At 68.0% G+C, this 21787-nt stretch carries 24 protein-coding genes; 9 read left to right on the top strand and 15 right to left on the bottom strand.

The window, feature by feature from the left end; all coding sequences use genetic code 11:
- Window positions 1-3: 3 nt before the first annotated feature.
- The 5 genes from ACQP1O_RS40535 to ACQP1O_RS40515 all read right to left on the bottom strand — a co-directional run bounded on the left by ACQP1O_RS40535 (window position 4) and on the right by ACQP1O_RS40515 (window position 3314).
- Window positions 4-495: a transglycosylase SLT domain-containing protein gene (locus ACQP1O_RS40535; protein ID WP_433563545.1), complete on the bottom strand. Its 492-nt coding sequence runs from the start codon at window positions 493-495 to the stop codon at window positions 4-6.
- A gap of 134 nt (window positions 496-629) precedes the next feature.
- Window positions 630-1850 (bottom strand): RNA polymerase sigma factor, encoded by a 1221-nt coding sequence (locus ACQP1O_RS40530; RefSeq protein ID WP_433563544.1) that lies wholly within the window; start codon window positions 1848-1850, stop codon window positions 630-632.
- 29 nt (window positions 1851-1879) lie between these two features.
- The gene (locus ACQP1O_RS40525) at window positions 1880-2236 is read right to left on the bottom strand and encodes a YciI family protein (protein ID WP_433563543.1); all 357 of its coding nucleotides are present in this window, start codon (window positions 2234-2236) and stop codon (window positions 1880-1882) included.
- Window positions 2237-2239: 3 nt separating this feature from the next.
- Window positions 2240-2827, bottom strand: coding sequence for a dihydrofolate reductase family protein (locus tag ACQP1O_RS40520; RefSeq protein ID WP_433563542.1), 588 nt, complete (start codon window positions 2825-2827; stop codon window positions 2240-2242).
- A 109-nt stretch (window positions 2828-2936) separates the two neighbouring features.
- Window positions 2937-3314, bottom strand: a complete 378-nt coding sequence (locus ACQP1O_RS40515) for a VOC family protein (RefSeq protein ID WP_433563541.1) — start codon at window positions 3312-3314, stop codon at window positions 2937-2939.
- A gap of 123 nt (window positions 3315-3437) precedes the next feature.
- Here ACQP1O_RS40515 and ACQP1O_RS40510 point away from each other — a divergent pair, with 123 nt between their 5' ends.
- Together ACQP1O_RS40510 and ACQP1O_RS40505 are read left to right on the top strand one after the other, a co-directional pair.
- Window positions 3438-4217, top strand: coding sequence for a TetR/AcrR family transcriptional regulator (locus ACQP1O_RS40510; RefSeq protein ID WP_433563540.1), 780 nt, complete (start codon window positions 3438-3440; stop codon window positions 4215-4217).
- A gap of 102 nt (window positions 4218-4319) precedes the next feature.
- A complete protein-coding gene (locus ACQP1O_RS40505) occupies window positions 4320-4991 on the top strand; it encodes a GNAT family N-acetyltransferase (protein ID WP_433563539.1) in 672 nt (223 codons plus the stop codon).
- A gap of 90 nt (window positions 4992-5081) precedes the next feature.
- Here ACQP1O_RS40505 and ACQP1O_RS40500 read toward each other — a convergent pair whose 3' ends face one another.
- From ACQP1O_RS40500 to ramB, 9 genes are all read right to left on the bottom strand, one after another.
- Entirely contained in the window at window positions 5082-5621 is a 540-nt protein-coding gene (locus tag ACQP1O_RS40500) for a carboxymuconolactone decarboxylase family protein (protein WP_433563538.1), read from the bottom strand.
- Window positions 5622-5686: 65 nt separating this feature from the next.
- A complete protein-coding gene (locus ACQP1O_RS40495) occupies window positions 5687-6379 on the bottom strand; it encodes a GntR family transcriptional regulator (RefSeq protein ID WP_433567962.1) in 693 nt (230 codons plus the stop codon).
- 86 nt (window positions 6380-6465) lie between these two features.
- On the bottom strand, window positions 6466-7158 hold the full coding sequence (urtE, locus tag ACQP1O_RS40490) for an urea ABC transporter ATP-binding subunit UrtE (RefSeq protein ID WP_433563537.1): 693 nt from the start codon (window positions 7156-7158) through the stop codon (window positions 6466-6468).
- Complete coding sequence (gene urtD / locus ACQP1O_RS40485) at window positions 7142-8017, bottom strand: urea ABC transporter ATP-binding protein UrtD (RefSeq protein WP_433563536.1); 876 nt, start codon at window positions 8015-8017, stop codon at window positions 7142-7144. Before urtD ends, urtE begins: the two co-directional genes overlap by 17 nt.
- Window positions 8014-9180, bottom strand: a complete 1167-nt coding sequence (gene urtC / locus ACQP1O_RS40480) for an urea ABC transporter permease subunit UrtC (RefSeq protein ID WP_433563535.1) — start codon at window positions 9178-9180, stop codon at window positions 8014-8016. Before urtC ends, urtD begins: the two co-directional genes overlap by 4 nt.
- Window positions 9177-10064, bottom strand: coding sequence for an urea ABC transporter permease subunit UrtB (gene urtB / locus ACQP1O_RS40475; protein ID WP_433563534.1), 888 nt, complete (start codon window positions 10062-10064; stop codon window positions 9177-9179). The genes urtC and urtB overlap by 4 nt, the downstream gene beginning before the upstream one ends.
- Window positions 10065-10308: 244 nt before the next feature.
- A complete protein-coding gene (gene urtA / locus ACQP1O_RS40470) occupies window positions 10309-11544 on the bottom strand; it encodes an urea ABC transporter substrate-binding protein (protein WP_433567961.1) in 1236 nt (411 codons plus the stop codon).
- A gap of 330 nt (window positions 11545-11874) precedes the next feature.
- Complete coding sequence (locus tag ACQP1O_RS40465) at window positions 11875-12564, bottom strand: hypothetical protein (RefSeq protein WP_433563533.1); 690 nt, start codon at window positions 12562-12564, stop codon at window positions 11875-11877.
- Window positions 12565-12682: 118 nt separating this feature from the next.
- Window positions 12683-14092 (bottom strand): acetate metabolism transcriptional regulator RamB, encoded by a 1410-nt coding sequence (gene ramB, locus ACQP1O_RS40460; RefSeq protein ID WP_433563532.1) that lies wholly within the window; start codon window positions 14090-14092, stop codon window positions 12683-12685.
- A 106-nt stretch (window positions 14093-14198) separates the two neighbouring features.
- Between ramB and ACQP1O_RS40455 the strand changes: the two genes are divergently transcribed.
- Window positions 14199-15716: an ATP-dependent DNA ligase gene (locus ACQP1O_RS40455; RefSeq protein WP_433563531.1), complete on the top strand. Its 1518-nt coding sequence runs from the start codon at window positions 14199-14201 to the stop codon at window positions 15714-15716.
- Window positions 15717-16054: 338 nt separating this feature from the next.
- Here the strand turns inward: ACQP1O_RS40455 and ACQP1O_RS40450 are convergent, their stop codons facing one another.
- Entirely contained in the window at window positions 16055-16495 is a 441-nt protein-coding gene (locus ACQP1O_RS40450; RefSeq protein WP_433563530.1) for a DUF4254 domain-containing protein, read from the bottom strand.
- 104 nt (window positions 16496-16599) lie between these two features.
- Between ACQP1O_RS40450 and ACQP1O_RS40445 the strand changes: the two genes are divergently transcribed.
- The 6 genes from ACQP1O_RS40445 (at window position 16600) to ACQP1O_RS40420 (ending at window position 21767) form a co-directional block, all read left to right on the top strand.
- Window positions 16600-17544 carry a hexose kinase gene (locus ACQP1O_RS40445; RefSeq protein WP_433563529.1) on the top strand — a complete coding sequence of 315 codons (945 nt, stop codon included), beginning with the start codon at window positions 16600-16602 and terminating at the stop codon, window positions 17542-17544.
- 98 nt (window positions 17545-17642) lie between these two features.
- Window positions 17643-18053, top strand: a complete 411-nt coding sequence (locus tag ACQP1O_RS40440) for a hypothetical protein (RefSeq protein ID WP_433563528.1) — start codon at window positions 17643-17645, stop codon at window positions 18051-18053.
- Window positions 18054-18171: 118 nt separating this feature from the next.
- Window positions 18172-18975, top strand: a complete 804-nt coding sequence (locus ACQP1O_RS40435; protein WP_402776210.1) for an ABC transporter ATP-binding protein — start codon at window positions 18172-18174, stop codon at window positions 18973-18975.
- Window positions 18976-18986: 11 nt separating this feature from the next.
- On the top strand, window positions 18987-19748 hold the full coding sequence (locus tag ACQP1O_RS40430) for an ABC transporter permease (RefSeq protein ID WP_433563527.1): 762 nt from the start codon (window positions 18987-18989) through the stop codon (window positions 19746-19748).
- Between the two features lie 47 nt (window positions 19749-19795).
- Window positions 19796-20590 carry an ABC transporter permease gene (locus ACQP1O_RS40425; protein ID WP_433567960.1) on the top strand — a complete coding sequence of 265 codons (795 nt, stop codon included), beginning with the start codon at window positions 19796-19798 and terminating at the stop codon, window positions 20588-20590.
- Between the two features lie 79 nt (window positions 20591-20669).
- Complete coding sequence (locus ACQP1O_RS40420; RefSeq protein ID WP_433563526.1) at window positions 20670-21767, top strand: ABC transporter substrate-binding protein; 1098 nt, start codon at window positions 20670-20672, stop codon at window positions 21765-21767.
- Window positions 21768-21787 lie beyond the last annotated feature (20 nt).

Raw genomic sequence — 21787 nt, 5'->3', positions numbered from 1 at the left:
GGCTCAGTACCAGTTGTGGGCCTGCCAGAAAGCCCAGGCGGCGTTCGGGCTGCCGTAGCGCTCGACCATGTAGCGGTAGGCCCAGCGCAGCTGGGTGAGCGGGTTGAACAGCCAGTCCGGGCCCTCGCTGAACATCTTGTGTGCGGGGAGGGCCTGGGCCAGCCCGTAGGCGCCGGAGGTCGGATTGATGGCGAAGACCTGCCAGTCGCTCTCGTGCGTGATGATCTGATTGAACGACCCCCACTGGTCCCCGGGCACGATGAAACGTGCCAGTGTCTGCAAGGCCGGTTTGGAGAACCGCTGGGCCGCGCCGACCAGCTGCAGCAGGGACGCCGGGTCCACCGGCAGGGCGGCCGGGAGCGCGGATTGAGCGATGGGGTCGGCGATTTCGGTGCGCGCGTCGGCGGTTCCGACGGCGACGGTGAGCGGGGCGAGGGCCGCCACGAGCAGTCCGAGGACGGTGGCTCGGAGCGGACGCTTGTCGAGAATGGGCAACGCCTGGTCCTTCCGTGTCGTTCACGAAAAAACAGACCCATCTGGCTTCAGCTAGAAGCCGACCGTACGCCCTGTCGTTTCCCGGGAGGGGTGAGCGACACGCGGTGAAATGCTTGATCGGAGTGGATTGCCGGTCAGCGCGCGCGGCCGAGCAGCAACTCCCGCTCGATCTCATTGCCGGTCAGATCGGCCGCGCGCCGAAAAGCGGCCCGCGCCTCCGCATCCCGGCCCTGCCGCGCCAGCAGATCCCCGCGGACCGCGTGCAGCAGGTGATACTCGTCGAGCGCCCCGGTCGCGGCAATGGCGTCGATCAACTCCAGGCCCGCGGCGGGTCCGTGCACCATGGCCACCGCGACCGCCCGGTTCAACTCCACGATCGGTGACGGAAACCGTTGCGCCAGTATGGCGTACAGTCCGGCGATGCGCCGCCAGTCGGTCTCGGCGGCGGTCGGGGCCACGGCGTGCACGGAGGCGATGGCGGCCTGGAGCGCGTAGCGCCCGGGCGGTAGATTCCGCATCCGATTCAGCGTGTGCGCGCGGCCCAGCGCGGTCAGGCCGCGTTCGATCGAGAGCCGATTCCACCGGGACCGGTCCTGATCCGGCAGCAGCACCAGCGCGTTGTCCGCGTCACTGCGGGCGGTGGTGCGGGAAGCCTGCAGTTCGAGCAGGGCCGCCAGCCCGTGCGCCTCCGGCTCCTCGGGCAGCAGCCCGGTCAGGATGCGCGCCAGACGCAGTGCGTCCGAGCACAATTCGGCCCGGACCCAGCGCTCGCCGGAGGTGGCGGTATAGCCCTCGTTGAAGATCAGGTAGATGACCTCGAGCACGGAGTCCAGCCGCGCGGCCAGCTCCGCACCCTCGGGTACCTCGTAGGGAATCCGTTTGGCCGCGATGGTGCGCTTGGCGCGCACGATACGTTGCGCCACGGTCGATTCCGGGACCAGATGGGCCCGCGCGATCTCGGCCGTGGTCAGGCCGCCCACCATGCGCAGGGTGAGCGCCGCCCGCGCTGGGGGCGAGAGCACGGGATGGCAGGCGGTGAAGATCATGCGCAGCAGGTCGTCCGCGATGGCCGGTTCCGGTTCGCCGGGCGGCTGCTCGGCCGTGAGCGTCTCACGGCCGAGCAGCTCCAGCTTCCGCGCGAAGTTCACGTCGCGCCGAATGCGGTCCACCGCGCGATGTTTCGCCGTCAGCATGAGCCAGCCGCCCGGATTCGGCGGGACGCCGTCGCGCGGCCACTGTTCCAGCGCCGCCACATGGGCGTCCTGCGCGAGCTCCTCGGCAGTGGCGATATCGCCGACCAGGCGGGTCAGGCCGGCCACCAGGCGCGGCCATTCGATGCGCCAGGCCGCCTCCACGGCCCGGCGCGTCCGCTCCTGTCGCGGATTCAGTTCTGGCCGTCCAGCTGTCGCACCTCGACCTCGATGTCCCACTCCGGCCCGTGCACCCGCAGGAACCGGGACGCCCACTCGGCTGCCTCCTCCGGCGAACGGGTCTGCAGCACCAGGTATCCGCCGATGATCTCCTTGGATTCGGTGTACGGCCCGTCCATGACGGTCTGCACGCCGCCGGCCTGCCGGATCCGGGTGCCCTCCTCGACCGGGCGCAGGCCCGCGGTATCGAGCAGCACGCCCGCCTTGGTCATCTCCTCGATGATCTCGTTGACCTTGGCGATCAGGTCGTCGCCGGGCCCCTCCTCGGGCATCTGGGCGGGGTCCAGGCGAATCAGTGCCAGGTATCGCATTGCTCAATCCTCTCGCTGGGCGACTGCATAGCGGACATAGAGGGCACCACCGTCGAACGACTTCGATTCCAGCAGGTTCAGATTCAGTTCGGACTTGTCCCGGAACATAGGGGTGCCGGAGCCGATTGTCACCGGATGGATGACGATGCGGTACTCGTCGACGAGCCCGGCGTCGGCGAACCAGTGCACCAGGGTCGGGCTGCCGTAGATGACCAGCGCGCCGCCGTCCTCCGCCTTCAGCTCCGAGATGCGGGTCGCCCCGTCGCCGTCGATGATCCGGGTGTTCCGCCAGCCGGCCGACTCGAGCGTGGTCGAGAAGACGATCTTGTCGATATTCGTGACCCATTCGGCGTGTTCGAGATCGTGTGCCGTGGCCTCCGGATTGTCCGGAACGCTCGACCAGTGATCGCGCATGCCCTCGAAGGTCTTGCGGCCGTAGATCGTGGTTCCGATGTCAGCCCGGATGTGCTCGTCGTGGAAGGCGGCGAGGTCCGGACTGTAGCTGCCGAATGTCCATTCCAGTCCCAGTTCGGTGTGTGAGGCCGCGAAGCCGTCGAGGGTCATGTGCTCGAAAGCCACCACTTTTCGCATCGAATTCCTCTCGTCGAAGTGCCGGGCCGCCGTTCGGCCCTCGACTACTCCTCGAACGGGCCCGGCCCGAATCGACACGTTCGACGGAGGAATCTTCAGCGGGTTCCGGTCAGACCCACTGGACCAGTTGGATGACGATCCCATTCGGGTCGAGGGCCTGGAAGTAGCGCTCGCCCCACGGCTCGGTCTCGATGGGCGTCACGATCGGCACGCCTTCGCGTTGGACGCGGGCGTATTCGGCGTCGATGTCGTCGACGACGAACACCACCAGCAGGCCCTCGCCCGCGCTGCCCGCGATGCGCTCCGGCTTGAAGCTGCCGAGGCCGGTGCGCAGGTAGATGACGTCGAATCCGGCGTCGGGGCGGGTCACGTCGACGAAGCCGTCGGCCGACATCTTCTCGGCGAAACCGAAGTGGTCGATGAGGAACTTCGCCGAGGCGATCGGGTCGGGCACGTTCAGGGAGATCGCGGATGCGGTGATGGTCATGGGGCCTCCTAGGTGGTGCCGATCAACTCTGTACTAAGTACGCTGTACTTTGTACAGACATTCCCGATGGGATGCAAAGTGACGACTGTCACATCGATACGATCGGCGACGGAGGTGACGCGAATGGCCGGACGAAGCGGGGAACGCAGCAGCGCGGGCGACCCGGTACGCACGCTGGAACTACTGTGGCGCGAGCCCGGATCCGGTGGTTCGGCGCGCGGGCCCAGACAGCGCACCACCCTCGACGCCGTCATCGCGGCCGCGCTGGAGATCGCCGACAGTGCGGGACTGGGCGCGCTCACCATGCGGTCGGTGGCGGCCAAGCTGGGTATCACGCCCATGGCCACCTACACCTACGTGCCGGGCAAGGCCGAACTGCTGGACCTCATGCTCGACACCGTCTACCAGCGCATGCCGCGTCACGATCTCACCGGAATGCCCTGGCGGGAACGGGTTTCCGCAATCGCCGCCGAGAATCGAGCCCTGCTGGCCGAGCATCCGTGGGTGGCCTATCTGCCGACCACGCGGCCGCCGCTGGGTCCCGGCGTGGCCGCGAAATACGATCACGAGCTGCGCGCGTTCGACGGGCTCGGCCTCGGTGACCTGGAGATGGACGCCGCGCTCACCTATGTGCTGGGCTTCGTGACCTCGACCGCGCAGCTGGCCATCGACACCGCGCGGGCCGCGACCGAGAGCGGGCACTCCGATCACGAGTGGTGGGAGCGGGCGGCCCCGCTGCTGGCGCGGGTCTTCGACGCCGGCCGCTATCCTCTGGCGGCCCGGATCGGCGCGGTCGCGGGGCAGGCCCACGACAGCGCCTACAGTGCGGACCACGCCTACGAGTTCGGGCTGGCCCGGGTCCTGGACGGATTGGCCGCGCTCATCGAAAACCGCAGGCCCTGAGCATGGCCGGTCGGTTCGGGCGACCCGGGCAATAGAGACCGATCGGGACGGTGGTCTCAATTTCGCCGCGCGGACCGGGCGATCGCGGGCAGAATTCCACCCATGCCGCGATCAACCCCGGCAATCGTCGCCGCCGAAACCTTCAGCCGGGCAGCGCAGCCGGTGCTCCCGGTGGGAGACGGGCTGGTGCTGCGGCCGTGGCTGCGCCGGGACGGGCCCGAGGTGTACGCGGCCTTCCAGGATCCGGCCATTCGGCGCTGGCACGTGCGCACCGCGGACACCGTGGAGGAGGCCGGGGAATGGGTGGACTCCTGGGCGCGCACGTGGAGTGGTGGCACCGCGGCCAGTTGGGCTGTCGCCGATGGCCGCAGTGGCCGGCTGATGGGCCGGGCCTCGCTGCATCACATGGAACTCGGACCCGGCGAGGCCGAGCTGGCTTACTGGGTGGTCCCGGCGGCGCGCGGCCGCGGCATCGCCCCGCGCGCGGTGGAGGCGCTGGTCGGCTGGGCCTTCCAGGTGGCCGGATTCCACCGCCTGGAGTTACGGCATTCCGTTCATAACGCCCAATCCTGCCGGGTGGCACACAAATCCGGCTTCGTGCTCGAGGGGATCAATCGCAGCGCGGGCCTGCACGACGACGGCTGGCACGACATGCACCTGCACGCCCGCATCCAGCCCGCCCGCCCGGCCGAACCCGGGTACGCGCATCGCATCCCGCACGCCGAGACCGTTCCCGAAGCCGCCACCCAGCCGGTCTACCACCTGCGTCGCTGATATCCGGCCACCGCCGGGGGTCGGCCGGCGGTTCGAAACCGCGATGTACCGCGGTTCGAAACCGGCGTGAGCCGCTGCCGGATCGTGCGGCTAGTGGTCGGTTTGGATGCGGAGGGCGGTGATCGTGCTGGCCAGGCCCTCGTATTGGTTGGTGAGCAGGACGATTTCGATGAGGCGGCGCTCGTCGTAATGGCCGGCGAGGGATTGCCAGGTGGCGTCGTCGAGGTCGCGGGTGGTGACCAGCTGGTCCACGGCGGTGAGCAGCGCGCGCTCCTTGGCGGACCATCCGGCGGCGGCCGGGCCCTCGCGGAGACGGTCGAGGATTTCGGCGGTGACGCCCGCGCGGCGGCCCAGCCGGATGTGATGGTCGGTCTCGTACTCGCATCGGCGCAGGTGCGCGACGCGCAGGATGACCAGTTCGGACTCGTACCGGGGCAGCTTGCCGCCCGGCATGAGGCGGCCGGAGAAGTGCAGCCATCCCCGGAACAGACCGCCGGTCCGGCCCAGTGTGCTGAACAGATGCGCGTCCTCCGTGCCCGCGGCACGGGAAAGCGCCTGCCAGACAACCCAGTTCACCGGACCGAGCTCCCGCAGACGACCGGGAGCGATGCGTGGCTTCGTCGACACCATCCCCCCAGTCAACACCCTGTCTGAGCCACTTGCCAGACCGACGGCCCGGCGCGGCGCGGATCGGGTCACTCGCGGACCGCCTGGGCGAGTTTGGTGAGCTCCAGCGCGCGGCGAGCACGGGTGAGGACGTGCGCTCGGGAGCTGGTGAGGTGGGCCAGCAGGGTGCGCAGGGCGGTGTCCAGATCCCCGGCGAGCAGGTGCTCGGCGATGGCGATATGGTCCTCGGCCATGGCGGCGATCCGCCCGGGGGTGGGCATGTCCAGGGCCCGCACCGGCCGCACCCGCGCGTGCACCGTCGAGAGCGCCTCGGCCAGTGCGGAATTGCCGGCGGCCAGCAGGAGTGTGGTGTGGAACCGCTCGTCGGCGGCGATCAGCTCGGCCCCGGGCTCCGGCGGATCCTCGCGCACGCGCCGCCAGAGCCCGAGCTCTCGCTCGATCGCACCCAGGTCGTGCGGCGTGACCGCAGGCCGAGCCGCCAGGCCCGGCGGTTCCGGCTGCACGGCGGCGGCCAGCGGTTCCGGGAGCGCCGCCGCGGTGGCCTGCAGCCGCTGGATTCCTCTGGCTTCCAGGACTATTCGGAGTTCGTAGAGGTCGCCGAGTTCGTCGACCCGGGGTCGGTACGGGTAGAGGCCGTCGGTGTGGCGTTCCAGCAGGCCGTCGGCGAGGAGCCGGGCCAGCGCCTCGCGGACCGGGGTGCGGGAGACGCCGTAGGTCTCGGCGAGGCGTTCCTCGCCGAGTCGCTCGGTCGGTACCAGCATCCCGGCCGCGAGATCGCGCTGCAGGGATCGATAGACCCGCTCGGACAACGGAATACGCCCCCTGCGCGCGTTCACGAAATGTCCGATCAGATCGCCATGGCCTGGCGCACAGCGGATTCCGCGCTCGCACCGCCCGCCCCGGAGGAGGTGACGCGGCCCGAGCGCAGGACGTAGAACTGCTGCGCGGCCTGCAGCGCGAAGCCGATGTGCTGTTCGACCAGCAGCACGCTGAGTCCGCCCCGGCCGGAGAGTTCCATGATGGTGCGTTCGATCTCGGCGACCACCGAGGGCTGGATGCCCTCGGTCGGCTCGTCGAGGATCAGCAGCGCCGGTTCGGTGACGAGGGCGCGGGCGATGGCCAGCTGCTGGCGCTGGCCGCCGGAGAGCAGTCCGGCCTTGCGGGACAACAGTTCCCGCAGCGCCGGGAACAGGTCCAGCGCTTCGTCGACGAGCGCCTTGCCGCGTTTGCGGCCGTCGGCCACCACCTGGAGGTTCTCCATTGTGGACAGCTGTGGAAAACTCTGCTGCCCCTGTGGAACATAGGCGAGGCCGCGCTTGACCCGCCGCGACGGCGACATCTTGGTGATGTCCTCGCCGCCGAAGCGGATCCGCCCCGACTTGGCGGGCAGCAGGCCGACCGCCGCACGCAGCAGCGAGGTCTTACCGGCCCCGTTGTGGCCCATGATGGCCGCCACGCCATTGTCCGGAACCGTCAGGGATACACCGTGAATCACCTCGGTCCGGCCGTAGCCGGTATGTAGGTCAAAGAGTTCCAGCATCCGCCGCCTCCTTCGCCTCGTCCGATTCCTGCTCCGCGCCCATCGACCCGGTAGTAGTGCTGCTCTCCGCGGGCGGCAGCTCACCGGCCGCGGCGGTGCCGAGGTAGACCTCCTGCACCTTCGGGTCGGCCTGCACCTGCTCCACGGTGCCCTCGCTGAGGACGCGGCCGCCCGCGAGCACCGTCACCGAACTGGCGAACGCGCGCATGAAATCCATATCGTGCTCGACGACGATGACCACCCGCTCACCGCCGATGCGGCGCAGCAGGTTTCCGGTCTCCTCGCGTTCCTCGGCGCTCATGCCCGCCACCGGTTCGTCCAGCAGCAGCACCGAGGCGTTCTGCACCAGCAGCATGCCGATCTCGAGCCACTGTTTCTGTCCGTGCGCGAGCACCCCGGCAGGTTTGTCGCGCAGCGCGGCGAGTCCAGTGGTCTCGAGCGCCTCTTCGATGGCGGGCAGCACCGACTTGCGCCGGCGCAGCAGGGTGAGCGCGGAACGTCCCGCGCCCGCGGCGATATCGAGGTTCTGCAGCACGGTGAGCTGTTCGAACACGCTCGCCGTCTGGAAGGTGCGCCCCACCCCGAGCCGGGCGATCTGATGCACCTTGCGGCCGATCAGCTCGGCGCCGGTCTTCTGCGCCGAGCCGGTCGCGGGGACCAGGCCGGTGATGGCGTCGATGAGGGTGGTCTTGCCCGCGCCGTTGGGTCCGATGAGGAAGCGCAGATCGCCCTGCAAGACGGTCAGATCCACGTCGGAGACGGCCTTGAAGCCGTCGAAACTCACCGACAGGCCGCGGATTTCGAGGTATTCGCTGTCCATTCCGGCGTTGCCGCCGATTTTCGGTTCGGGTGCGGTCATCGTGCTTCCACCTTCTGCTCCGCCTCGGACTCGGCCTCGACCGCTGCCTCGCTCTCGGGCGCGGCGGCCGGTTCCGGTGCGGCGTCGGGGGCCGTCGTGGGCCGCAGCCGTTCCAGCAGCTGCTTGGCCATGGGCCCGAATCCGGCCAGTCCGGCCGGAATGAAGCCGACCACCACGATGAACAGCGCGCCCTGGAAGTAGGTCCACGCCGACGGGAAGTGCTCGGAGAACGTGGTCTGCGCCCAGGCCACGCCGATCGCGCCCAGCACCGGCCCGAGCAGGGTGGTGCGGCCGCCGATGGCGACGCCGATCAGGAAGGCGATGGACGGGACCACACCGATGTCGGCGGGGGAGATGATGCCGACGATCGGGGTGAACAACGCGCCCGCGATGCCCGCGAAGAACGCGGCCACCACATAGGCGACGATCTTGATATTGGCCGGGTCGTAGCCGAGGAACCGGACCCGTTCCTCCTGATCACGCACGGCGACAAGCAGTTCCCCGTAGCGGCTGCGCATGAGCTGGCGTGCGATGGCCACCACGATCAGCAGTGTGCCCGCGGCGATGAAGAACAGCATGCGCCGGTTCACCGGATCGTCCAGGCGGAAGCCGAAGAACGAGCGGAAGTCGCTCAATCCGGTGAAGCCGCCGATGGTCTGCTGCCCGGTGAGCAGGATCGCCAGCGCCGCGGCCAGCGCCTGGCTCAGGATGGCGAAGTACGCGCCCTTGACCCGGCGTTTGAACACCCCGAAGCCGAGCACCGCGGCAATGGCGGCGGGCAGCACCGCGATTGCCAGGAGCGCCACCGGCGCGGACTCGAAAGGCCGCCAGTAGGCGGGCAATTGGTCCACGCCCGCGATGGTCATGAACTCCGGCACATCCTCGTGTGCCTTGGCCGCATCGGCCATCTGCATGTGCATGGCCATGATGTACGCGCCGATGCCGAAGAACACGCCCTGGCCGAGGGTCAGCATGCCGCCGCGGCCCCACGCCAGGCCGATGCCGACCGCGACGATGGCGAAGCACAGGAACTTGGCGAGCAGGCTCAACCGGAAGTCGGTGAGCATCGCCGGTGCGAGACCGAACAGGACTATGGCGGCGATGACGAAGCCGCCCAGGGCTTTCAGGGAAGAGTTGGCACTCAGCCGCTGGATGGTGGTCATGCCAGACTCCTCGTGCGGACGGTGAACAGACCCTGCGGGCGCACCTGCAGGAAGATCACGACCACGATGAAGACGATCACCTTGGCGACCGTCGCGGTGGTCGAGTATTCGACGAACGAATTCAGCAGGCCCATGGCGAAGGCCGCGATCACGGTGCCCTTGATCTGCCCGAGGCCGCCGATGACGACCACCAGGAAGGCGTCCACCAGATACGACTGCCCGATGGTGGGGCTGGTGGAACCGATCAGGGTCAGGGCCACACCGGCCACCGCCGCCAGCCCGGAACCGATGAAGAATGTGCTCACATCGGTGAGACGTGAAGAGACGCCCGAGGTTTCGGCCAGACTGCGGTTCTGCACCACCGCCCGGATGCGGCGGCCGAGCGGCGTCGTCTTGAGCGCGGTGGCCAGCGCGATCACCGCAACCACGGCCAGCACCATGATGAAGATGCGGGTCTTGGGCACCACGGTGCCCGCGATGGTGAGGCCGCCGGTCAGCCAGTCCGGCGCGACCACGTTCTTGGCGGGCGCGCCGAAGATGTCCCGCACCGCCTGCTGCAGGATCAATCCGACACCGAAGGTGACCAGCAGGGTGTCCAGGGGCCGGTCGTACATCCAGCGGATGAGCCCCATCTCCAGGGCCGCGCCCAGCAGGCCGCCGACCAGGAAGCCGACGAACAGCGACACGATCAGCGCCACGCCCGTCGCCGAGATCAGTTGTTCCACAACGTAGGTCGTGTAACACCCGGCCATGATGAATTCACCGTGCGCCATATTGATGACGCCCATCTGACCGAAGGTCAGCGACAGACCCAGCGCGGCGAGCAGCAGGATCGAGCCCAGACTCAGCCCTGTGAAGAGCTGTCCGACAGCCGCTGTGTTCAATGTGCCCTCCGCTTCGCTCCAGGCGGGTTCGCGGCCCCGGAGGTCTCGTTCGTCCTTCCCTCCGCTCCTCCGCTTCGCTCCCCCGCTCCGCTCAGTCCAGAACGAGACGGGCCGCGAACCAACGGGCGGGTGGACAGGGATCGATTGTCTGTTTGTTTCATATCGATTGGCCTCTCGGCTGGTCGCCGTACGGCTGGTGTGGCACAGGTGCCGCACCAGCCGCCCCTCATCGGCGGCCGCCGAATTACTTCAGGCCCTTGGCCCAGTCGTAGTTCTTCAGGTACGGGTCCGGCTGGATCGGCTTGCCGGAATCCCAGACGGTGTAGATGAGCCCGTCGGGGTGGATCTCGCCGATACGCGCGGTCTTGGTGATGTGGTGGTTGGAGCCGTCGATGGTGACGGTGCCCTCCGGCGCGTCGAAGCTGACGCCGTCGGCGGCCTTCTGAATGTCGGCCACCGCGAACGACTTCGCCTTCTCGACGGTCGCCTTCCACAGGTAGACCGAGGTGTAGGCGGCCTCCATCGGGTCGGAGGTGGGCTTGTTCGCGCCGTAGGCCGTCTTGTACGCGGCGACGAACGCCTTGTTCTGCGGGGTGTCGACGGTCTGGTAGTAGTTCCAGGCGGTCAGCTGGCCCGCGACGTTCTGCACGCCGACGCCGCCGACCTCTTCCTCGGCAATGGACACCGAGACCACCGGCATGTCAGCGGCCTTCAGGCCCGCGTTGGCGTACTCGCGGAAGAAGGCCACATTGGAGTCGCCGTTGAGGGTGTTGAACACCGCGCCCGCCTTGGCATTGCGGACCTTGTTGACGATGGTGGAGAAATCCGTGGAGCCGAGCGGGGCGTAGTCCTCGCCCTTGATCTCGATGCCATTGGCCTTGGCGTACGCCTTGATCTCGCGATTGGCGGTCTGCGGGAAGACGTAGTCGGAGCCCACCAGGTAGAGGGAGGTGATGCCCTTCTGCTTCAGGTAGTCCAGCGCCGGGATGATCTGCTGGTTCGTGGTGGCGCCGGTGTAGAAGATGTTCTTCGAATCCTCCAGGCCCTCGTACTGAACCGGGTAGTACAGCAGCGAATTCAGCGATTCGAACTTGGGCTTCATGGCCTTGCGCGACGCCGAGGTCCAGCCGCCGAACACCGCGGCCACACAGTCGGAGCTGATCAGCTTCTCGGCCTTCTCCGCGAAGGTCTTGGGATCCGAGGCGCCGTCCTCGAGCACCACGTCCAGCTTCTTGCCCAGGACGCCGCCCGCCGCATTGATCTGGTCCACCGCCAGCTTGGTGGCATTCGCGACGGTGACCTCGCTGATGGCCATGGTGCCGGTCAGCGAGTGTAGTGAACCGATCTTGATGGTGTCCTTCGACGTGTCCACGCAGGACTTGGCATTGGAGCCCGACGCGGTGTCGCTGTCGCGCGAACCACAGCCGGCGACCAGAACGGCGGACAGCGCCAGCGCGGTCGGAATGGTGATCGCCTTCATCAGGCGGGCGGCCCTGTCCCGGCGGGGAGAGTCGTGCATGGGCGGATCCTTCACTTCACGGTGTTCGGCGGCGCCACGTGCGCCGCTTGCGAATACCGCCGCGTATACAGCGGCTGTATTCGTGGAACGAAAGGTAAACGGGAAGTGTTGCGCCGGAATGACTCTCGATGAATGTCCGATTTCCTACATTGCAGCGGCGTGAATTTCTGCTCACCGCATCGTGGTTCGGGTGGTGTGAAGGAAACATTATTGCAGGTCAAGGGATATGAAACGGCCCGAGCCGGGGCCAGCGGAAGCTGACACCGGCTCGGGCCCAACGGTGAGATCGGCTCAGTAGCAGTACTGGCTGTGGGTGTAGTAGTCGGTGTGGCAGTCCTGCTGCCATGTCCAGCCGTCCTGCCGGTCGTCGTTGGTGGTGCCCGCGCCCGCCGCACTGCCGGTGCCGCCACCGATCAACGCACCGATCATGGCCGCGAACGGCAGCGCGATGATGCCCAGGCCACCCGTGGCCACCGCGATGACGACGCCGACCACGAGACCACCGAGCGCACCACCCAATGCGCCGATGGCACTACCGGTTTGGGTCGCGCGCTGCTTGGGCGAGGTCGGCACCCACCGCCCGATATCCGCGGCCCCCGGCTGCGCGATCTCGCCGGCCTCCGGATGCGCAACCAGCTTGGTCCCGTTGTCCTCGATGCTCGGATGCATCGACACCACCAGATCCGTACCCGCCGTGGTCATGGCCAGCGGCATGCTCGTCACGACCACCCCGGAGCCGTCCAGCACATCGACCGACGCATCGGTGAGCCGAAAGGTGCCGCCGGTAAGGGTTGTAGTAACCGTTTTGTCCGCATCCGAGCGAACAATGGAGTACCCCAGATCATCCTGATTCTGAGCAGGGTGCCGAATCGACTGCACCGTAGCCGGATCCGGCGCCGGCGCGGCATAGGAAGTACCCCCTGCGATCGCCAACGCGGCAATGGTGAGCCCGGCCGTGGCAATAACCTTCTCGAATTTCACACGATCGTGTTCGCGCGCGATTCAGCGAGTGTTTCCCACCCGGATAGGTCATCGAATCCGTCACCGACGACGCTGATCGCCGACGGCCCGGGGTTGAAGCCGCAGGGGTGATCGCGGGTCACTGAATGACGTAGGGGGAGATGGAGCTTCGGTGTTCGCTGATGTCGAGTGATTTGCCGAGGGGTGGGAAGGCGCGTTGGGGGCAGTTGGAGCGTTCGCAGACGCGGCAGCCGGCGCCTATGGGGGTGGCTTTGGGCTCGTTCAGGTCCAGGCCGTCGGCGTAGACGGTGCGGCCGGCGTGGCGGAGTTCGCAGCCCAGTCCGATGGCGAAGGTTTTGCTGGGTTCTCCGTAGCGGGTGGCGCGGCGTTCGACGGTGCGGGCGATCCAGAGGTATTTGCGGCCGTCGGGCATCTGGGCGATCTGGGTCATGATCTTCGCGGGGTAGGCGAAGGTCTCGTAGACGTTCCAGAGCGGGCAGGTGCCGCCGCTGGAGGAGAAGTGGAAACCGGTGGCGGACTGGCGTTTCGACATATTGCCGGCGCGGTCCACGCGGACGAAGGAGAAGGGGACGCCGCGGAGTTTGGGGCGCTGCAGCGTGGACAGGCGGTGGCAGATGGTCTCGTAGCTCTGGGTGAAGAACGCCGACAGGCGTTCGATGTCGTAGCGGAAGTCCTCCGCCACCTCGTGGAAATGGGCGTAGGGGAGGACCGTGGCGGCGGCGAAATAGTTGGCGAGGCCCAGTTTTGCCAGCACGACCGAATCGTGGCCGCTGAAATTGCCCTCCGCCACCAGCTTTTCGATGAGCTCGCCGCATTCCAGGTAGGCCAGCTCGGCGGCCAGCTTGAACACCCGCTGCCCGCCCGAGAGATGCGGCGCGATTTCCAGCCGGCGCTGCTCGGGATCGAAGCGGTGCAGCACGCCGTCGCCCAGATCGATACGCTCCACGATCTGCACGCCGTGCGCATCGCTGAGGCGGCGCGGGATCTCACGCTTGAGATCGCCGCCGTGGAATCGCATGCGATGGGTGAGTTCCTCGGCGGCGGTATCCAATTCGTGAATGTAGTTCTGCCGCTGATAGAAGTAGTCGCGTACTTCCTCGTGCGGTTTGGAGATGGCGCCCGAACCGCTGCCGTCGGAGAAACGGTCCTCGGTCGCGGCGGCCAGCTGTGCGGTCGTATTCCGGTAGCGGCGATGCATGTTCACCATGGCGCGCGCCAAACCCGGGTGCGCGCTGACCATTTCTGCGATCTCCTGGGCGTCGGCCTCCACCCCGAGCTCCTGGTCCATCACGACCTCCTGGAGTTCGGCGATGAGCCGGGTGTCGTCCTGGGAGGAGAAGAAGCCGGCGTCGACGCCGAAGACTTCACTGATGCGCAGCAGGACCGGTACGGTGAGCGGACGCACGTCGTGTTCGATCTGATTCAGATAGCTCGCGGAGATCTCGAGCTTCTTGGCCAGCGAGACCTGACTCAAACCGCGCTCGGTACGCAGCTGTCGCAGCCGCGCACCGACGTAAGTCTTGGCCATGCGCCCAAGTTTATTGGTGTCTTCGCATCGTTGCCAACGCGAGGGTTAGCAGAGCTGCTGAGCTGTGTATCACATCGTTGTCGGTCGCTCGGGTTACCGTCGACAAGTGCTCTTGTCCGATGTGGTTGAGGCGTCACAGGGTGTGCGGGCGACGTCGTCGCGAAAGAACAAGATCAAGATCTTCGCCGACCTGCTGAAGCAGGCGGCGCCGCAAGAGTTGGCGCAGGTCGTGGCCTGGTCGTCCGGCGAGCTGCCACAGGGACGGATCGGAACGGGGTGGCGCACGCTGACCACGCTCGCGGTCGAGCCGGCCGCGGTGTCCACGCTGTCGGTGGACGAGGTGGACACCTCCTTCAGCGAGCTGGCCGAGGTCAGGGGCAGCGGGTCGGCGGCGCGACGACAGGAACTGCTGGCCACCCTGTTCGGGGCCGCGACCCGGGACGAGCACGAGTTCCTGCTCCGCTTGCTGACCGGGGAGATGCGGCAGGGCGCGCTGACCGCGATCGTCGCCGAGGCGGTGGCCGCCGCCTTCGAGGTGCCGATCGAGGCGGTGCGGCGGGCCCACATGCTGTCCGGGCGGCTGCCGGTCACCGCCGTCGCGGCGCGCACCGGCGGCGTCGAGGCCCTGGCCGCGTTCCGGCTCGAGGTCGGGCGGCCGATCCAGCCCATGCTGGCCTCGCCCGGCGCGACCCTCGAGGAGGCCATGGCCGAATTCGAGGGGCGGGCCAGCGTCGAACACAAGATGGACGGCGCCCGCATCCAGGTGCATCGCGACGGTGAGCGGGTGTGGGTGTTCACCCGCACCCTGCGCGACATCACCGCGAGCGTGCCCGAACTGGTCGAAGTGGTGCGGCAGCTGGACTGCACCAGCGTCGTGCTCGACGGAGAAACCTTGGCGCTCAACGACTCCGGCCGCCCGCGGCCCTTCCAGGAGACCATGAGCCGCTTCGGCGCCACCACCTCCCAGGAACTGCTGCTGCACCCCTACTTCTTCGACTGTCTCCACCTCGACGGCGCCGACCTGCTGGACGCCCCGCTGCGCACCCGCCGCGAGGCCCTCACCGCGGTGGCCTGCGGCCTGACCATTCCGGCCCTCATCGCCCCCGACCCGGAAGCCGCCGCCGAATACTTCGACGGCGCGCTGGCCGCGGGCCACGAGGGCATCATGATCAAATCCTTGGACGCCCCCTACGCCGCCGGCCGCCGCGGCCGCTCCTGGCAGAAGATCAAACCCACCCACACCCTCGACCTCATCGTGCTCGGCGCCGAATGGGGCTACGGCCGCCGCACCGGCTACCTCTCCAACCTCCACCTGGGCGCGCGCGACCCCGAGGGCGGCGACCCGATCATGGTCGGCAAAACATTCAAGGGCCTCACCGACGCCCTACTCCATTGGCAGACGGCCGAATTCCCGCGTCACGAACGCAAACGCGACGGCAATACCGTCTATCTCTACCCCGAACTGGTAGTCGAAATCGCCCTCGACGGCGTCCAGACCAGCCCCCGCTACCCCGGCGGCGTCGCCCTCCGCTTCGCCCGCGTAGTCCGCTACCGCCCCGACAAGGAACCCCACCAGGCCGACACCATCGACACCATCCGCGCCCTGCTACCCGGCACCAAATAGACGAGGGTGCGAGGGCGGAGCTCCCGAAATTGCCTCTGGGGTTCGGGGGCGAAGCCCCTGAGAGTCCCGAGAGTTGGTCCTCCCTCACAGGCGATTCACAGCTGGAACAGGGGACGCTCCGAGTTTCGGGCGACATGATTCACGTGTCGACGCTCGACCGGACGGTTGTCAGGTGACGGGACACAGGAACTGCCACCGCATCTCCCACGCGGATTCCCTGTGAGCTCGTGCCGTTCGGGAGACTTCGACGGTGGATTGCGCATGGTCCACCTGTGTGGCCGGTGGTGCCCCGCCCCCTCGCCGGGCACCGCCGGCCGCGGTCAAGATTCGTGTCGCGGTCAGGATTCGTAGTCGTGGATGCCGGTCAGGTTCGGCAGCCGGCGGCGGCCCGCGGCCAGCTCACCAGCCAGATCCTCGTAGGCGATGGCCAGTTCGGTGAGCCGCTGGGCGGCATCGTGCACGGCGTCGTCGGGTGACATGGCCAGGGTCAGGTAGGCGAGCGCGGAGAATTGCGCGAGCCGGTCCACCACCGTCCCCACGGTCTCGGTGTGCAGGTGGGCGTCGCGGGCGGCCTTGGGGAGTTCGGCCGCCACCCAGCTGTCGATATCGTGCACCAGTCGCGCCCGGTCGTGGTCGATCCGATCGGTGCCGCCCGCTCTGGTGAGCCGCCGCTCGTGCAGGTCCGCGAGTAAGCCGGCACAGCGCAGCACCGGATGGTCGTCGGGGGGCAGGCCGCGGCAGGCCTGCAGCAGCAGGTGTTTCGGTGGGAGCGGATGCACGGCCGACATCCTGCCCCTCGAATATCTCCGAATGGCAACGACATTCGGTGCCACTTTGCCACCCAGGGGTTGCATCCGGTGCCGTGACGTGCCGAGATGGTGGGGTGATCCTCACCGTGACCCTGAACCCGGCCTACGACATGACCTACCGGGTCGAGCATTTCGAGCGGGGCCGGGCGCAGCGGGTGCGGTCGGTGGATCAGCGGCTGGGCGGGCGCGGCATCAATGTCACACGGGTGCTGAACCAGCTCGGCAAATACGCCCGCGCCACCGGTTTCGCGGACCATTCCTTCGCGGCTGCCGCGGAACTCGAGATGCCGGTGGACTTCGTGCACGCGCTGCCGTGGGTCCGCCGCACGGTGGTGATCAGCGAATCCGATGACGGCACCGCCACCGCGCTGTGGGAGCCCGGGCCGCGGGTCACCGAACCGCACGCGGTGGATCAGCTGCGGGTGCGGGTGGCGGGCCTGCTCTCGGATATGAGTGGCCTGGTCATCTCGGGTTCGCTGCCCGGCGGGGTGAGTCCGGGCCTGCCCGCCGAGCTGGCGCGCACCGCCATCGCCCGGGGCGTGCCCACGATCTGCGACTTCGACGGCCAGCCGCTGGAACTGGCCGCGCGCGTGCCAGGCGTCGTGCTCACCCCCAATGTCGAGGAGCTGGAACGTCTCACCGGCCGCCCGGCGGGCACCATTCCGGAGATCCTCGCGGCCGTCGATCCGCTCATCGCCGACGGCGTGGGCACGGTGGTGGTGACCCGGGGCGGCGCGGGCATGGTGGCGGTCACCCCGACCCGGGCCTGGACGGCGGCCCTGCCGAAACCGCTGGCGGGCAACCCTACCGGGGCCGGCGATGCGGCGGTGGCGGCCATCATCGCCGCGCTGGCCGCCGGCACCACACCGGACTGGCCGGAGCTGCTCGCCGACGCCGTCGCCACCTCCGCCGCCGCCGTGGTCATTCCGGTCGCGGGGGAGATCGACCGGGTGCTGCGGGACCGGCTGCTGCCCACCGTGCGGGTGCGGGAACTCGAATCCGTCGCGGTCCGGCCGTGACACTCCGGGGACACGCCGTATGTGAGGTAGCTGTGAACTGAACCCCGTGGCGGCGTGGTGGCGCGGGACCGGGGGTTGTCCCGGGTTAGGTTGGGGGAGTGTCGGACCTGGGAACTCAACCCGATCGGGGGTCGGGTGTGGACGACAACTATCGAATGCCCCGGGTGGTGCGTGCGGCGCAAGTGCTCGCGCTGGGAATCGCGGGGCTGGGCGCGATCTGCGTGGCCTCCTCGGGATGGCTGCTGGGGGCCGAGGCCGCGATCGGGACCGCGGTGCCGTTCATCCCGGCGTTTCTGCTCGGTCTGGTCGCGCTGACATTCAACTCCGAGGGACAGTCGGTGCGCATCGGGGCGATTCTGGTGGCGGTCATGAACATGCTGTGGACGGTGCCGTCGATCACCGAGGGGCGGCCGCCGGGTCCGCTGGGGCCGCTGGTCTCGCTGGCGGTGATCGTGCTGCTGTTCCGCCGGGAAGCGCGCGACTGGTTCGAACCCCAGACATGGTGGTGAAACCCAACTCTCGGGACTCTCAGAGGCGGCTGATTCCGTGGTCTCTGTGTAACAAGTAGGTCATCTGGTCTGCTCATTTGCAATCTGCGTGCAATTCCCGGCACTTACCGTTGGCGCTATGAGTTCGGAAGCCGCCGCGGGGACGGGCATTCACATCAGCGGGCTGAGCAAGACCTTCCGCTCCGGGCGGCGGGTGGTGCCGGCCCTGGACACGGTGGATCTGCATACCGCGCAGGGCGCGTTCCTGTCGCTGCTGGGGCCCTCCGGGTGCGGGAAGTCCACCATCCTGCGGATTCTCGCGGATCTGGAGTCGCCGTCCGCGGGGACCGCGAAGATCAATGGTGAGACCCCGGCCGAGCTGCGCAGGCGGCACGAGTTCGGGATCGCGTTCCAGGATTCGGCGCTGTTGCCCTGGCGCAGTGTGGAATCCAATATCAAGCTGCCGCTGCAGGTGGCGGGGCTGCCCGCGGACCGGGAGCTGGTCGCGGATCTGATCCGGCTGGTCGGCCTGGAGGGCTTCGAGAAGGCCAAGCCCGCGCAGCTGTCCGGTGGTATGCGGCAACGGGTTTCGATCGCCCGCGCGCTGGTGGTCCGGCCGACGGTGCTGCTGCTGGACGAACCCTTCGGCGCGCTCGACGATATGACCCGGCAGCGGCTGAACCTGGAACTGCTGCGCATCTGGACCGAAAAGCCCGCCACCACACTGATGGTCACGCACGGCATAGCCGAGGCGGTCTTCCTCTCCGACGTGGTGGCTGTCATGAGCCCACGGCCCGGCCGGGTGGTGGAGGTCGTGAACATCGACCTGCCGCGGCCCCGCACGCCGGAGATGATGCGCACGCCCGAATTCCACAAGCTGCACGACTATCTGTCGGAGCTGCTGTTCGGGCGCACCGGCCGGGGCGGGGTGGCATCGGAATGAACCGGGGCGCAATGAGAGAGAGTCTGCGGATAACCAGGTTGGGTGGTCTGGCGGGCATGCTCGCACTGCTGGCGCTGTGGACGCTGCTCGCCGAACTGCGCGTCGCGGGCGGCACCGTCCCGAGCCCGTGGACCGTGCTGCACACCATGTACACCGACGGCTGGGCACTGTACGGACCCAACTTCCGGATCACGGCCTGGGGTGCGCTGCAAGGGTTCCTGTGGGGCAATGCACTGGCCATCGCGTTGGCGGTGCTGGTGGTGCTGATTCCGCCCATCGAAATGCTGGTCACCCAGCTGGCCATCCTGAGCTACTGCACGCCGCTGCTGGCGCTGGGGCCGATCATCCTGGTGGTGTTCGGCGGGCGCACGCCGACGGTGTTCCTGGCGGCCATGTACTGCTTCTTCACCACCATGGTCGGCACCGTATCCGGATTGCGGTCCGCGGACCGCACCAGCCTGGATCTGGTGCGCGCCTACGGCGGTGGCCGCTGGCAGCGGCTGACCCGGGTGCAGCTGATCGCGGCCCTGCCGAATACCCTGGCCGCCTTGAAGATTGCCGCGCCGTCCGCGGTGCTGGGCGCGATCATCGGGGAGTACCTGGGCGGCGTGGACAGCGGTATCGGGGTGGCTCTGACGGCCGCGCAGACCGCCTACAACGTCCCGCGCACCTGGGGCATGGCGCTGGCCGCGGCCGCGCTGGCCGGGCTCGGCTACGCGATCGTGGCGCTGGTGGCGCGGGTGGCGGTGCCGTGGACGCGAGCGGAGGCATGATGACCGACAAGGTCGCGAACCCGGCGGCGGGCTGGGCCGCGCAGCTGCTGAACCTGCTGCGGCCGATCGGGAGATTCCTACTGCCACTACTGGTTTCGCTGATTCTGCTGGTGGCGCTGTGGTACGGCTTCCTGAAGCTGTACCCGCAGGTCGGGCTGGTCGGCAAGAGCCCCGGGGACGTGTGGAAGTACCTGGTGACCGGGCCGACCTCGGCGGGCGCCCGTCAGGTGATCTTCGACGAAATGCGAATCACGTTGCGGGACGCCTTGATCGGCTTCGGCGCGGGCATGGGCGCGGCGCTGGTGGTGGCGGCGCTGTTCATCGGCGTTCCCCCGGTGGCGCAGGCGTTCATGCCGGTGGCGATGCTGCTGCGATCGGTCCCGCTGGTGGCCATCACCCCGATCATCGTGCTGGTGTTCGGGCGCGGACTGCTCGGCGTCACCGTCATGGCCGCCATCGTGGTGTTCTTCCCGGCCCTGGTGATGATCATGACCGGCTTGCGGTCCGCGCCCCGGCAGGCCACGGAACTGGTACTGGCCTACGGGGGTTCGAACTGGACGGCCATGCGCATGGTGGCGGTCCCGGCCGCGCTGCCCGCGGTGTTCGCGGCCGCCCGGGTCTCGGTGCCGGGCGCGCTGATCGGTGCGCTGCTCGGCGAATGGCTGGGCAGCGGAACCGGTTTGGGCGCGGGGCTGATCCGCGCCATCCCCACCTTCCAGTACAACCGACTGTGGGCGTCGATCGCGCTGGTCACGGTGGTGTCGGTGTTCGCCTACGCGGTGGTGGGCGTGCTGGAAAACCTGGTGCTGGCGCGGTTCTCGCCGGAACGGAGCCGGGAATGAGCACACGAGTTAACGCGGCGCACACAAATACCTGCGGAAAAGCAAAAAATCGGAAATCGAAACGGCTTACATTCGCCGCATGAGTGGTTTGCTCCGGCCGGATTCGGCCTCGCAGTTGTCCATGGGTCGGCGATCCTTCCTCCGCTACGCCGGATTGACCGGTGCGGCGGTGGGCGGGGCCGGATTACTGGCCGCGTGCGGTAAGGACTCCTCGGGCTCCGGCAATGGCTCGGTCGCCGACGGTTCCAAGTACGGGACGGTGGCTGTGCAGCTGTCCTGGTTGAAGAACATCGAATTCGCCGGTGAGTACTTCGCCGATTCCAAGGGCTATTACAAGGACGCCGGATTCGGGTCGGTGAATCTGATCGCGGGCGGCGCGGCCAGCACCTCGGTGGAGGCGGGGCTGGGCACCGGGAAGATCTGGATCGGCATGTCCGCGCCGCAGACCACCGCGCCCGCGATTCTGGAGGGCCTGTCCGCCAAGATCGTCGGCACCACGTATCAGAAGAATCCCTTCTGCATCGTGAGCTCCGGAAAGAACCCGATCCTCAACCCGCAGGCCATGAAGGGGCGCAAGATCGGTGTGCAGGACACCAATCAGCTCATCTTCGATGCGCTGCTGACCGCCAATGGCATGTCACCCTCCGACGTCACCATCGTGCCCGCGCAATACGATCCGACGCCGCTGGCCAACGGTGAGGTGGACGGCTGGGTCAGCTACGCGACGAATGAGCCGATCACTCTGGCCACCAAGGGGTTCCAGAACGTCAACTTCCTGTTCGCCGACTTCGGGCTGCCGCTGGTCGCGGAGACGCTGACGGTGAGCCAGCAGACCATCGACAAGGAGCGCGACAAACTCAAGGCGTTCCTGACGGCGGAGATCAAGGGCTGGAAGGACGCCGTCGCCAACCCGGGCGAGGCGGCGCGGCTGGCCGTCGAGGTGTACGGCAAGGATCAGCGCCTGGAGCTGCGCGAGCAGACCATGGAGGCACAGGCGCAGAACGGGCTGGTCGAATCGGCCGACTCCAAGGCCAACGGGCTGTTCACCATGACCGACGCACTGATCGAACAGAACATCGCGGCACTGGCCAAGGCCAAGATCGATATCAAGGCGGACAAGCTGTTCGACCTGTCGGTGCTCAAAGAGGTCTTCGCCGAGCACCCAGAATTGAAGTAGCTCAGCGCCTCAGGGGCGAG

This window comes from Nocardia sp. CA-151230 (assembly GCF_050942175.1).
In the GTDB taxonomy this organism is placed as follows: Bacteria; Actinomycetota; Actinomycetes; order Mycobacteriales; family Mycobacteriaceae; genus Nocardia.
Note: the sequence above shows the minus strand (reverse complement) of the source record. Positions and strands in the feature narration are given on the sequence as shown.